Here is an 11,496-nt window from a genome sequence, read left to right as displayed (position 1 = left end):
TCCCATGACCAACCCCTTCGACGATCAGGACGGCACCTTCCTCGTGCTCGTCAACGACGAGAACCAGCACTCGCTCTGGCCGCAGTTCGCGGACGTCCCGGCCGGCTGGACCGTCACCCACGGCCCCGACACCCACGCCGCCTGCCTGGAGTACGTCGAGCAGGCCTGGACCGACATGCGGCCCAGGAGCCTTGCCGACGTCATGGACGCCCAGCGGTAGCGCGGCTCGTAGTGAACCCGACCGACACCATGGACGAGGCCCGCCCCGCGGCGGGCCTCGCCCCGCCCCACGACTTCGCCGCGGACCTGCTCACCGCCGAGGCCCGGCGGGATCCGTACCCGTTCTACGCCCGCATGCGGCGCGAGAGCCCCGTCCACCGCAGCGCCCAGGGCATCTGGTACCTCACCCGGTACGCCGACGTCGAGGCGGCCCTGAGCGACCTGCGACTGTCCAACGACCGGGACCGGATGACCCGCGCCTACGGCGCGCTCGGCGGCGACATGAAGGCCTTCAGTCGGCTCACCGACCGGCTCGGCCGCGTGATGACCAACACCGACCCGCCGGATCACGCCCGGCTGCGAAAGCTGGCCAACCGGGCCTTCACCGCCCGGCGGGTCGAAGCCCTGCGCGACGGCGTCCAGCGGATCGTCGACCGGCTCATCGACGAGGCGGTCGCCGCGGGGCCGGCCATGGACCTCATCCAGGCGGTCGCCTCCCCGCTGCCGATGTCCGTCGTCTGCGAGCTCTTCGGCATTCCGGACGAGGACCGGCCGCAGGTCAAGAGCTGGTTCCACCGCTTCGGCCGGCTCAGCGAGGACATCGACAAGTCCGAGGCGGCGATCGAGCAGTACGAGGAGTACCTGTCCGGGCTCATCCGGCAGCGCCGGCGTGAACCGGGTGACGACCTGATCAGCGCCCTGGTCGCCACCCAGGCACAGGACGACCGGCTCACCGACTCCGAACTGCTGTCCACCTGCTTCGTCCTGATCACCGCCGGCGACGAGACCACCACCCACCTGATCGGCAACGGCGTGCTGGCCCTGCTGCGCCACCCGGACCAACTGGCCCGGCTGCGCGCGGACCCGGGGCTGATCCGCGGCGCCGTCGAGGAACTCGCCCGCTACGACACGGTGACCCAGGCGATCGTCCGGGTCGTCGCGGAGGACCTGGAGATCGGCGGGCGGACGCTGCGGGAGGGCGAGCTGGTGTACCTGTTCCTCGGTGCGACCAACCGCGATCCCGAGCGCTTCGAGGACCCCGACCGGCTCGACCTGTCCCGCCCCGGCAACCGGCACCTGAGCTTCGGCCACGGCCCGCATTTCTGTCTCGGCGGCCCGCTGGCCAAGCTCCAGGCCGAGGTGGCGATCGGCACGCTGGTGCGCCGGCTGCCCGAGCTGCGGCCGGCCGACGGGGCGGCGCTGGACTGGCGGCCCAACCCGCTGCAACGGCGGCTGAGCGCCCTCCCGCTCACCTACTGACCGTGAACGACGACGAAGGAGTACCGACCATGGCCCGAGAGTTCGAGGTCCGCCGGGAACAGGACCTGCCCGCCACGCCCGAACAGGTCTGGGACGCGGTCGCCACCGGCGCCGGCAACCTCGGCTGGCTGTACCCGATGGAGGTGGAGCCGCGCGTCGGAGGAAAGGCAACCCGGGGCAACTCCACCGTCATGGTGTGGGAGCCGCCGCAGCACTTCGCCGTCCGGGCGACCCAGGACGGCGGGTTCTCCAACACGCTCAGCTACCACATCGAGCCGGCCGACGGCGGAACGAGCCACCTGCGGATGGGGATCCACTGGGTGCACACGGGCGTCGTCGACGAGGCCTGGGCCTGGGACGCCAAGTCGGACGCGGCCGAGAAGCACGTCGACTTCTACCAGCACGGCCTCGCCGAGTACCTGCGGCACTTCGCCGGCCGCCCCGCCGTCTACGTCAGGGCCCAGCGCCCCGAACCCACCGCGGACCCGGCCGACTTCGCCGCCCTGCGCCGACGCCTCGGCCTCGCCCCCGACGCGGCCGTCGGCGACCGGCTGCCGCTTGACCTCCCCGGTACGGACGGAAGGCCGGAGGAGGTCGTCGTGGACTGGCTCAGCGCCGACTTCGTCGGCCTGCGCGGCCCGGACGCGCTCTACCGGTTCTTCAACGGCAGCACCTGGAACGTGCCGATCTGGCTCGGCCACCACCTGTTCGCCGAGGGCGCCGACGAGCAGCAGGCCACCGCGGCGTGGACCGCCTGGCTCAACGACACCCAAGCCTAGGACCTTCGATGGAAACCTCCACCAGAACACTGATCTTCGCCGCCGAACTCGTCGAGGAGAACGGCACCTACACGCTCCTCGTCGAGGACGTACAGCGGGGCGGCGTCCAGACCACCCCGGTCCCCAAGGCCATGGTGGACAAGCTCCCCACCTTCCTCTCGGCGCTCGCCGACAAGCTCAACCCGGCGCCGCCACGCCGCCGTTGGTAGACCTCCTCCCCCTCACGAGGCCGGTGCCGTCCGGAAGCCACCGCGTCCGGACGACACCGGCCTCGCCATGTCCGGCGGTCTTCCCGCCCGTGCCGGCGGCGACGCCGAGCAGGCCTGCGCCGCCCCTCGGGCTTCCCGTGCGGCCGCAGTGGCGTGTCATGGGGCGCCTCCCTTGCGTTCGTCCTCATCGACGATCTCGGCGTCCACGACTTCCTGCTCGTCGGCCTGTGGGCCGCCTGCGCCGCCGCTCGGCGCATCGGGGGTGGCCTGGGCGTAGATGGCCTGGCCGAGCTTCTGGCTGACCTGGGCGAGCTTCTCGCTCGCCGTGCGGATCGCGGCGGAGTCCTGGCCCTTGAGCTTGCCCTTGAGCTCGATAACGGCTGCTTCGACCTCGCTCTTCACATCGGCCGGGATCCTGTCCTGGTTGTCCTGGAGGAACTTCTCGGTCGTGTAGACGAGTTGCTCGCCCTGGTTGCGGGTCTCAGCGGTCTCGCGCCGGCGGCGGTCCTCCTCGGCGTGCTGTTCGGCCTCGCGCATCATCCGGTCGATCTCCTCCTTGGGCAGGGAGGAGCCGCCGGTGACGGTCATCTTCTGCTCCCGGCCGGTGCCGAGGTCCTTCGCGCCGACGTGCATGATGCCGTTGGCGTCGATGTCGAAGGTGACCTCGATCTGCGGCAGGCCGCGCGGCGCGGGTGCGATGCCCGTCAGCTCGAACATGCCGAGCTTCTTGTTGTACGCGGCGATCTCGCGCTCGCCCTGGTAGACCTGCACGGTCACCGAGGGCTGGTTGTCGTCGGCGGTCGTGAAGACCTCCGAGCGCCTGGTCGGGATCGTGGTGTTGCGCTCGATCAGCCTGGTCATGATGCCGCCCTTGGTCTCGATGCCCAGGGACAGTGGGGTGACGTCCAGCAGCAGGACGTCCTTGACCTCGCCCTTGAGGACACCGGCCTGGAGCGCGGCGCCGATGGCCACCACCTCGTCCGGGTTGACGCCCTTGTGCGGGTCCTTGCCGGTGAGCTTCTTCACCAGGTCGGTGACGGCCGGCATCCGGGTGGAGCCGCCGACCATGATCACGTGGTCGATGTCGGCGAGCTTGATCTTCGCGTCCTTCACGGCTTGGTGGAACGGCCCCTCGCAGCGGTCCAGTAGGTCGGCGGTGAGCTGCTGGAACTGGGCGCGGGTGAGCTTCTCGTCCAGGTGCAGCGGGCCCTCGGCCGAGGCGGTGATGTACGGCAGGTTGATCGTCGTCTCGCTGGCGGCGGACAGTTCGATCTTCGCTTTCTCGGCGGCCTCGCGCAGGCGCTGGACGGCCATCTTGTCCTTGGACAGGTCGATGCCGTAGCCGTTCCTGAACTGCTTGACCAGGTGGTCGACGACGCGCTGGTCCCAGTCGTCGCCGCCGAGGTGGGTGTCGCCGTTGGTGGCCTTCACCTCGACCACGCCCTCGCCGATCTCCAGCAGGGAGACGTCGAAGGTGCCGCCACCGAGGTCGAAGACCAGCACCGTTTGCTCGTTCTCCTTGTCCAGGCCGTAGGCGAGGGCGGCGGAGGTCGGCTCGTTGATGATCCGCAGCACGTTCAGGCCCGCGATCTCGCCGGCCTCCTTGGTCGCGGTGCGCTGGGAGTCGTTGAAGTACGCGGGCACCGTGATCACGGCGTCGGTCACGCCCTCGCCGAGGTAGGCCTCGGCGTCCCGCTTGAGTTTCTGCAGCACCCGGGCCGAGATCTCCTGCGCGGTGTAGCGCTTGCCGTCCACCTCGCTCTTCTCCGGGAAGCGCCAGTCGCCCTCGCCCATGTGCCGCTTCACCGAGCGGGCCGTGCGATCCACGTTGGTCACCGCCTGCCGCTTGGCGACCTCGCCGACCAGCACTTCGCCCCCCTTGCCGAACGCCACGACCGACGGGGTGGTCCGCGCACCCTCAGTGTTCGCGATGACGGCCGGCTCGCCGCCCTCCAGTACGCAGACCACCGAGTTCGTCGTCCCCAGATCGATACCAACCGCACGCACCATCGCCAGGCCTCCTTTCCTGCCCTAGGCGCCTTACCTCAGGAGGAGGAGCAAAACGTGAGCTCCGGGCCCGAAGGCACAGTCCGACCCCCTCAGGTGCGGCACGTCAGGAGGGAACGACACCCTCAGCGGTCCGGTCTCGGGCCGGCCGCCCGGCAGCCCGGCGGGCTCTGGCGAGGCCTCCGACGCATCCGGCTTCTGCTCGGGCCCGCGCTCCGTCGGCGCTGTCCGGCGTGCCGCCGTACGTACCGAGGCCACCGTCTGGGGGGCTTGCGGGGACTGGACGGCGATCCGGGCGAACGGCGAGGTCCGGCGCAGGTCGACCTGGACGACGGCCCCACCGGCGCGCGGGCGCAGGGCGAGGAAGTCCCTCCCACCGGGATGCCGCCAGACCCCCAGGCACAGGGTGTCGGGAATCAGCAGCCCCCGCTCCCTGAATCCGCGGAACACCCGCCACGGCTCCCGTAGGACCGCCACGTCCTCGACCGCCGTCAGCGGCACACGAACCGGTGCGGTCCCGGTCACCAGCCGCTCCCACCAGGAGAGCCGGAGCACCAGGTCAGCACCGTCGACGGTCAGCTTCGCCATCGCCTCACGCCCCTTCCCGTCGGGCGGCACCGGCGGTGCCCCGGTGCGGTCGCTGCGTGCGGGCCCCGGCGTTGCGGAGACCGCACCCGTCGTCCGGGGCGGGCTCCGTCAGCCGTTCCTGACAGGCTCATTCGCCTCCGCGTCGACGCGGCCGGCCCGCAGGAGCTGGTGGCCGAGGTCGATCAGAGCCCGGGCGGCGGCGTACTCGTCGCCGATCTCGGGCACGGGCGGGTCGTGGGGATTGCGGTGGGCGGTGGTACGGCTCTCCAGGGTGTTGTCACCGGTGTCGAGGACGGCGTGGACCTTGGTGGCGTCGCCCTCCTCGAAGAGGTCGAGGCGCAGGGTCCAGCGCTTGGTGCGCATCGGTGTCGGGGTCTTCGTGGTCATCTCCGGCTCCAGGGTCTGCCGGGCCCGGAGCGTTGCCCGGGGCCCGGACGTGGGGATCAGCTGCCCCGGGTTATCTCGATCGTGCGGGCGGGTTTCGCGGCCTCGCCGATCGGTGCCCGGATGGTCAGGACGCCTCGGTCGTACGACGCGGTGACGTCCTCGTCGCGCACGCCGGCGGGGAGCCGGACGCTGCGGCTGAATGAGCCGTAGCGGAACTCCGAGTGCTGCTCGTCCTGCTTCTCCTCGGTGCGTTCGGCCTGGACCGTCAGCATGCCGTCGTCGACGCTGATCGAGATGTCCTTGTCGGGGTCGACGCCGGGGAGTTCGGCCTTCAGCTGGTAGATGCCCTCGGCCACGGACTCCTCGATGCGGATCACGTGCGAGCCGCGCGGCAGGCGCAGGTCGGTGGGGAAGTCCTCGAAGAGGTCCGGCAGCGAGGGCCACCGGCCGCCGAACGGGAATCTTCTGCGCAGGTCACTGGCCATGATGGCCTCCAGAGCGGAGATGGGGTCGTTTCCGGGTGCAGTCAGGGCCCGGGGGTGGGGAACGGGCCTCCGTATCCAGCAGACCGCTGCCGGGAACGGGACGGCAGGGCCGTTCGGCCCACCGCTGGGCCCCGTCGGCGGGACCGTCCCGTCTGCGGAGGCGGTGAGCGGACCATGGCTCGCCGCGCTGTTCTCCTCCCCGGGCGAGACCCCGGTCACGCCGGCCTCCCGGTCGACCGCGGGACCGCCGCTGACCGGGCGCCGAACCTGGCTCTCGCCGGAGAGCCGGACGAACGCGGCCACGTGTGCCGCTTCGGTCATGCCCGGTCCGTGGCGTCCGGCGGACTCGCCGGCCACACTTCGAACGCCTGGGAGAATCCCGTCGGGGGGCCGGCGCGGAAGCGGGCGCGGATCAGCGCCGAGACCTTGGCCACGGCATCGGCCCTACCGTCGAGCTCCACTTTCACCGAGTCGGCCCCGACGTCTGCGGGGGAGACCGGTTGTGCGGGGGCCTCCGTGATCGGCGCCGACGTGTCCACCTGCCAGCGCAGGTGGACCACCTGGTCGGCGAGTGAGACATAGTCCCTCGCGGTTCCGGGACCAGGGACAGTGATCAGCCTGAACGACTGACCCACCGTATCGGCGACCACGTTCGCCACGGATGGCGCACCGGAGATCGACATGTGCACCATGGCGCTCGGTTCCCGTGAGGCACTGGCACCGGTCATCGCTCTCCTCCGGAGTCGGTTCTCCTCCAAGGGTCTGCCAGTGCCGGGACTCCCGCATCTGTTCGGTGCGGGAATCCCTCCCCGTCCGCCGCCGCCGCCGACGGCTCGGCGTCGACCGAAGCGCCTGTGGGCATGACAGCCACGGCGCTTCGTGTCCGGCTCGGCTCCCTGGCCGCCGGATTCCCTACGGTGTAACGTTCTGATCAAGCAGTCGTGGTTCCGAAGTTCTCGCCCGCGGTTACATGCCGTGGGCGTTTTTGCTGGTCAATGCGTCTCCGGACCAAGGCGATCACCTCCGGGCCCGCACCCGTGGGACCCGATCAGTCCCGACGAAGGAGAAACGCATGGCTACCGGCACCGTGAAGTGGTTCAACGCCGAGAAGGGCTTCGGTTTCATCGAGCAGGACGGCGGCGGCCCCGACGTGTTCGCTCACTACTCGAACATCGACGCCCAGGGTTTCCGTGAACTCCAGGAGGGCCAGAGGGTGACCTTCGACGTCGTGCAGGGCCAGAAGGGCCCGCAGGCGGAGCACATCCGCCCGGCCTGACCTTCCGCACATGAGAGGGCGCCCCGCACGACCCGTGTGCGTGGCGCCTTCCCATGTCCGCCGGTAGCGAGCCGCACCCTCCGCGGGGGCCGCGCCCGGAGGTTCGCAGGGCTCGCCCCCGACACCTGTCGAGTACACCCGCGCGCCGACGACCGGATGCACAGGGTGTCCGGGCAGGCCACGGTGGGGGTATGGATCTCATCGCACTGCTGGAGCTGGACGGACCGATGAACATACGGATCCTCACAGCCGACAGGCAGCCCGCCACGCTGAAGGCACCCGTCGTCCGGGTCCACGCCGCCGCCCGCACGCCCGACCCGGCACAGTTCACCCTCTGCGGGCTGTCGGCCCGCGACATGCAACCCGACTCGCCGCATCCCGCCGCACCGGGTGACCCCTGGTGCCCGCCGCGCTGGCACCGACATGCCTGCCCGGTCTGTGACACCGCCGTCACCAGCCGCGCCGGGAGCGGCTCGCCTGCTGACACCACCGACCCGGGGACCGCGGCGACGGCTGCCGACGCGGCCCGGCAGGGCCGCCGACACACGGGGTGACGGCTCCGTCCGCGCCCAGGACCCGGTCCCACGCGGAGGAGCCCGAACAACCGCCGGGGAGTCGAACCGTGGAACGCAACCGCTACGCGGACTTCCTGCGCGTGGGGGCGATCGGCACGGTCGTCCTGGGCCACTGGCTGGTGACGAACCCCACCTACCGGAACGGGCAGCTCGCGGGCCAGGACGCGCTGCAGTACGTGGCATGGGGGCGCTGGCTCACACTGGTCTTCCAGGTGATGCCGGCCGTCTTCCTGGTCGGCGGCTTCGCCAACGCGGCCTCCTGGACCGAGCACCGCCGACGTCAAGGGGACTGGGCGAGCTGGGTGCGCCGACGTGGCCTGCGGCTGCTCTGGCCCACCACGGTGTACGTGGCCGCGGCCTTCCTCGGCGTCACCGTGGCCCGGGCGAGCGGCGCGGGCACGGGCGAACTCGCGCAGACCGGCTGGTACATCGCCCTGCACCTGTGGTTCCTGCCGGTCTACCTGCTGCTGATCGTCCTCACTCCCGTGCTCCTCGCCGCGCATCACCGGTGGGGCCTGTGGGTGCCCCTCGTGATGGCGATCGTCGCCGCAGCCGTGGATCTGGCGGTCCTGGGCCCGGGACTTCCGGTGGTCGGCTTCGCCAACTACCTGTTGGTGTGGGGCTCCATGCACCAGTGGGGATTCGCCTGGCACGACGGTCGACTCACCGGCGGCCGACGTCCGGTCGTGTTGGCCGCGGCCGGTGCGGTCCTCCTCGCGGGCCTGCTGGCCCTGGGGCCGTTCCCGGTGGACATGGTCGGTACCGGCAGCCGCGCCGGCAACACCACGCCGCCGTCCATCGCCCTGCTCGCCTTCGCCGCGACCCAGTGCGGCCTCCTCCTGGCGGCGGAACCGGCCGGGCGGCGTCTGCTCGCCACAGCGGAGCGGCAGGACCGGCTCGCCCGCCTCAACCGGGCGGTGATGACGGTCTACCTGTGGCATCCCATCCCGGTGGTGATCGTCGCGATCACGTTCTACCCGCCCGGGATCGCGCCCCAGTACGCTGCCGGTTCCTGGCAGTGGTGGGTGCTGCGCCCGCTCTGGCTCGCCGTCCTGGCCCTGGTGCTCGTCCCACTGGTCCTGGCCGTGCAACGGGCGCAGCGGCCGCTGCGCCGCCTTGCCGCCGGTCCGGGAGGGAGCGGGCGCATGTCGGCGGTTCTGCTCGTCTGTGGCCTGGCCGTGGTTCTGCCCGCTCTGGCCCGACTGGCCGTCAACGGCTTCGCCCCGGCCGGGCAGCCTGCCGGGGCCGTCCTCGCGCTGTACGTCGGCGGATTCCTGCTGGTGCTGTTCTCCCGCCGTCGGCGTCCTCGGTCGGGTCGACCCCGGGATGCCGGGCCCGGGGCGCGCGGTCCGACGCCGGGGCGAGGCGGGCCGTGACCGGGCCTGCCGGCCGAGTCGAGGAGCACGTGGGGATCGGCTGCGCCCGGTGTCCGGGTCCTGCGGTCAGGCGGCGGGTTCCCGCAGGGCACTGCGGGAGACCGGCACCAACAGGTCGAGAAGCCGCTGGACGACGTCGCGCAGCAGGTCGTCGACGGTGAGCATGCCGACCGGGCGGTCGCCGTCGACGACGACGGGCAGGCGGCGGACGCCGGTGCTGCGGAACGTGCGGTAGGCGGCGTCCACGTCGTCGTCGGCGTCCACGGTGACGACCGGGACGGTCATGAGGTCGACGACCGGCCGTCCGGGGTTCCCGCCGTGGGCGAGGCCGCGGACGGTCAGATCGCGGTCGGTGAGGATGCCGAGCAGCCGGCCGTCCTCCGTGACGAGGACGCAGCCGACCGCCTCCTCCGCCATCCGTACGGCCGCCTCGAAGGCCGTCGTGGCAGGGCCGACCGTCACCGGGGGTGTCGTCATCAGGTCCGAGGCCCTCATGGCGCGGTGGCCTTTCCGGCGTCGCCCGGCGAGGCCGTGGCGTCCGGCGGTCGGTCGAGCGGCTGGGTGCAGGTGCGGGATGCGTCGGTCAGCACGGACAGTGCCTCCACTCGTCAGGGCCCGGAGCGGTGGAGCGGGTCTGTGCTCCCAGCAGACCGCTGCCACGGGCGGGGCGGCAGGGCCATTCGGCCCACCACTGGGCCCCATCGGCGGGGCCGCCCGAGGGCTGCCCCCCGCTCCGACCGCATCGCCGGTGGCGGCCGGGCGCGCGGAGCAGGGCCGGCCGGCCCCGGGGCGCAGGCCGGTGGGCCCGGACGCGTGCGGCGGCGCACTACTCCGGGACGAGCACCGCGACTCCCGTCACCCGGTCCGCGGCGAGGTCCGCGAGCGCCGCGTCCGCCCGGTGCAGGGGGTAGCGGCTGACGTGGACCGACGGGCGGGTGCGGGCGGCCTCCGCGAGGTAGGCGCGCCCGTCGGCCCGCGTGTTGGCGGTGACGCTGCGCAGTGTGCGTTCCTGGAAGAGGTGCCGCTGGTAGTTCAGCGCCGGGATGTCGGTGAGGTGGATGCCGGCCACGGCGAGCGTGCCGCCGCGGTCGAGGGCCGCGAGGGCGACCGGCACCAGTTCGCCGACCGGGGCGAAGAGGACGGCGGCGTCCAGCCGTTCCGGTGGCGGGTCGTACGAATCGCCGGCGAAGGCGGCACCCAGCTCCAGCGCCAGCTGCCGGGCCGCCGCGGCCCGGGTGAACACGGACACTCTCGCGCCTCGGGCGAGGGCGAGCTGGGCGGTCAGGTGCGCGGACGCGCCGAAGCCGTAGATGCCCAGCAGCCCGCCCGTCGGCAGTTCGGCGCGTTCGAGGGCGCGGTAGCCGATGATCCCGGCGCACAGCAGCGGGGCCAGTTCCTCGGCGGGCGGGCCTGCGGGCAGCCGGTAGGCGAAGCGGGCGTCCGCGGTCAGGTGACCGGCGTAGCCGCCGTGCCGGTCCCAGCCGGTGTAGCGCGACTCGGGGCAGAGGTTCTCCCGCCCGCTGCGGCAGTACCCGCAGCTGCCGCAGGTCCGGGCCAGCCAGGCAACCCCGGCCCGGTCCCCGTCGGTGAACTCCTCGACCTCGGCACCGACGGCCAGGACGTGCCCGACCACTTCGTGTCCGGGCGTGCACCTCGCCACCCTGGGGGAGAGGTCGCCCTCCGCGAGGTGCAGGTCGGTGCGGCACACCCCGCAGGCCTCCACCTCGACCAGGATCTCCCGGGGCCCGGGAGCCTCCAGGGGCCGCCGCCCCCACACCAGCGGGCCCGGTCGCGGCCCGTCGACCGGCCCGGGGCGGTCCACCGCCCAGGCCCCGGTCTCCGTCGGTAGGAATTCCGTGGTGGTCATCGCCGCCTCCTGCCTGTCCGCCGTGCTCCCGGCCGTCGGGGCCGGGATCGCCCGGGATCAAGTCTCCTGCTCCGTGGCCGCCACCGCCCGCTTCAGCGGCTCCGGGCCACCGGTCAGGCCGGGGTCCTCCCGGCCGGGGGTGGCGAAGCGGGTGACACGGCGCACGGCTGCCTCCGCGCGTGCGCGACGGTCTCGGTGGCCCTGTGTTCGATGCCGAGGGCGCGTGCCGGCCGGTGGGCGCTCCAGCCGTGCCGGGCGAGCAGGACGGGGAGCGGATGGCGCGGACCCGGCCGGGCGGCAGCAGGTGCCGGTGCGGGCGGATCCGGGGGTGAAGGCGCGGCCGCAGGGCGACGCGACCGCATGGCGCGGTTCGTCCGAGCCGTGGACCAGGAACGGGAAGCTGACGGGGCGTCACCGGAAGCGAGCCGAACTTCGTGCTCAAGGCCGACCGTTCCTGACGGAGCGAGG

At 72.4% G+C, this 11,496-nt stretch carries 13 protein-coding genes; 7 read left to right on the top strand and 6 right to left on the bottom strand.

The window, feature by feature from the left end; genetic code table 11:
• Nucleotides 1-4 precede the first annotated feature (4 nt).
• Genes AB0O11_RS19780 through AB0O11_RS19765 form a run of 4 tightly spaced genes read left to right on the top strand, consistent with a single transcriptional unit; the run spans nucleotide 5 to nucleotide 2,467 of the window.
• Nucleotides 5-220 carry an MbtH family protein gene (locus AB0O11_RS19780; protein WP_363388346.1) on the top strand — a complete coding sequence of 72 codons (216 nt, stop codon included), beginning with the start codon at nucleotides 5-7 and terminating at the stop codon, nucleotides 218-220.
• 11 nt (nucleotides 221-231) lie between these two features.
• Complete coding sequence (locus tag AB0O11_RS19775) at nucleotides 232-1,479, top strand: cytochrome P450 (RefSeq protein WP_363388343.1); 1,248 nt, start codon at nucleotides 232-234, stop codon at nucleotides 1,477-1,479.
• A 29-nt stretch (nucleotides 1,480-1,508) separates the two neighbouring features.
• Entirely contained in the window at nucleotides 1,509-2,258 is a 750-nt protein-coding gene (locus AB0O11_RS19770) for an SRPBCC domain-containing protein (protein WP_363388341.1), read from the top strand.
• Between the two features lie 8 nt (nucleotides 2,259-2,266).
• Complete coding sequence (locus AB0O11_RS19765; RefSeq protein WP_363388338.1) at nucleotides 2,267-2,467, top strand: hypothetical protein; 201 nt, start codon at nucleotides 2,267-2,269, stop codon at nucleotides 2,465-2,467.
• 156 nt (nucleotides 2,468-2,623) lie between these two features.
• Here AB0O11_RS19765 and dnaK read toward each other — a convergent pair whose 3' ends face one another.
• The 4 genes from dnaK to AB0O11_RS19745 all read right to left on the bottom strand — a co-directional run bounded on the left by dnaK (nucleotide 2,624) and on the right by AB0O11_RS19745 (nucleotide 6,662).
• On the bottom strand, nucleotides 2,624-4,477 hold the full coding sequence (dnaK, locus tag AB0O11_RS19760; protein WP_363388335.1) for a molecular chaperone DnaK: 1,854 nt from the start codon (nucleotides 4,475-4,477) through the stop codon (nucleotides 2,624-2,626).
• Between the two features lie 693 nt (nucleotides 4,478-5,170).
• Entirely contained in the window at nucleotides 5,171-5,449 is a 279-nt protein-coding gene (locus AB0O11_RS19755) for a dsRBD fold-containing protein (protein ID WP_363388332.1), read from the bottom strand.
• Between the two features lie 56 nt (nucleotides 5,450-5,505).
• Nucleotides 5,506-5,934 (bottom strand): Hsp20/alpha crystallin family protein, encoded by a 429-nt coding sequence (locus AB0O11_RS19750; RefSeq protein ID WP_363388330.1) that lies wholly within the window; start codon nucleotides 5,932-5,934, stop codon nucleotides 5,506-5,508.
• Nucleotides 5,935-6,251: 317 nt separating this feature from the next.
• Complete coding sequence (locus tag AB0O11_RS19745) at nucleotides 6,252-6,662, bottom strand: hypothetical protein (protein ID WP_363388327.1); 411 nt, start codon at nucleotides 6,660-6,662, stop codon at nucleotides 6,252-6,254.
• A gap of 344 nt (nucleotides 6,663-7,006) precedes the next feature.
• Here AB0O11_RS19745 and AB0O11_RS19740 point away from each other — a divergent pair, with 344 nt between their 5' ends.
• From AB0O11_RS19740 to AB0O11_RS19730, 3 genes are all read left to right on the top strand, one after another.
• Entirely contained in the window at nucleotides 7,007-7,210 is a 204-nt protein-coding gene (locus AB0O11_RS19740) for a cold-shock protein (RefSeq protein WP_043910359.1), read from the top strand.
• A 191-nt stretch (nucleotides 7,211-7,401) separates the two neighbouring features.
• The gene (locus AB0O11_RS19735; RefSeq protein WP_363388324.1) at nucleotides 7,402-7,764 is read left to right on the top strand and encodes a hypothetical protein; all 363 of its coding nucleotides are present in this window, start codon (nucleotides 7,402-7,404) and stop codon (nucleotides 7,762-7,764) included.
• A 68-nt stretch (nucleotides 7,765-7,832) separates the two neighbouring features.
• Nucleotides 7,833-9,161: an acyltransferase gene (locus tag AB0O11_RS19730; RefSeq protein ID WP_363388322.1), complete on the top strand. Its 1,329-nt coding sequence runs from the start codon at nucleotides 7,833-7,835 to the stop codon at nucleotides 9,159-9,161.
• 66 nt (nucleotides 9,162-9,227) lie between these two features.
• Here the strand turns inward: AB0O11_RS19730 and AB0O11_RS19725 are convergent, their stop codons facing one another.
• Both AB0O11_RS19725 and AB0O11_RS19720 read right to left on the bottom strand, forming a co-directional pair.
• On the bottom strand, nucleotides 9,228-9,656 hold the full coding sequence (locus AB0O11_RS19725; RefSeq protein ID WP_363388320.1) for a CBS domain-containing protein: 429 nt from the start codon (nucleotides 9,654-9,656) through the stop codon (nucleotides 9,228-9,230).
• 331 nt (nucleotides 9,657-9,987) lie between these two features.
• The gene (locus AB0O11_RS19720) at nucleotides 9,988-11,028 is read right to left on the bottom strand and encodes a zinc-binding alcohol dehydrogenase family protein (protein ID WP_363388318.1); all 1,041 of its coding nucleotides are present in this window, start codon (nucleotides 11,026-11,028) and stop codon (nucleotides 9,988-9,990) included.
• Nucleotides 11,029-11,496 lie beyond the last annotated feature (468 nt).

Source organism: Kitasatospora sp. NPDC093102 (assembly GCF_040683915.1).
GTDB lineage: Bacteria > Actinomycetota > Actinomycetes > Streptomycetales > Streptomycetaceae > Kitasatospora.
Note: the sequence above shows the minus strand (reverse complement) of the source record. Positions and strands in the feature narration are given on the sequence as shown.

What these genes read in the sequence shown, in the direction of transcription:
- AB0O11_RS19780 (WP_363388346.1), top strand. Translation starts at nt 5, where the DNA reads ATGACCAACCCCTTCGACGATCAGGACGGCACCTTCCTCGTGCTCGTC.
- AB0O11_RS19770 (WP_363388341.1), top strand. Translation starts at nt 1,509, where the DNA reads ATGGCCCGAGAGTTCGAGGTCCGCCGGGAACAGGACCTGCCCGCCACG.
- AB0O11_RS19765 (WP_363388338.1), top strand. Translation starts at nt 2,267, where the DNA reads ATGGAAACCTCCACCAGAACACTGATCTTCGCCGCCGAACTCGTCGAG.
- dnaK (WP_363388335.1), bottom strand. Translation starts at nt 4,477, where the DNA reads ATGGTGCGTGCGGTTGGTATCGATCTGGGGACGACGAACTCGGTGGTC.
- AB0O11_RS19755 (WP_363388332.1), bottom strand. Translation starts at nt 5,449, where the DNA reads ATGACCACGAAGACCCCGACACCGATGCGCACCAAGCGCTGGACCCTG.
- AB0O11_RS19750 (WP_363388330.1), bottom strand. Translation starts at nt 5,934, where the DNA reads ATGGCCAGTGACCTGCGCAGAAGATTCCCGTTCGGCGGCCGGTGGCCC.
- AB0O11_RS19745 (WP_363388327.1), bottom strand. Translation starts at nt 6,662, where the DNA reads ATGACCGGTGCCAGTGCCTCACGGGAACCGAGCGCCATGGTGCACATG.
- AB0O11_RS19740 (WP_043910359.1), top strand. Translation starts at nt 7,007, where the DNA reads ATGGCTACCGGCACCGTGAAGTGGTTCAACGCCGAGAAGGGCTTCGGT.
- AB0O11_RS19735 (WP_363388324.1), top strand. Translation starts at nt 7,402, where the DNA reads ATGGATCTCATCGCACTGCTGGAGCTGGACGGACCGATGAACATACGG.
- AB0O11_RS19725 (WP_363388320.1), bottom strand. Translation starts at nt 9,656, where the DNA reads ATGAGGGCCTCGGACCTGATGACGACACCCCCGGTGACGGTCGGCCCT.
- AB0O11_RS19720 (WP_363388318.1), bottom strand. Translation starts at nt 11,028, where the DNA reads ATGACCACCACGGAATTCCTACCGACGGAGACCGGGGCCTGGGCGGTG.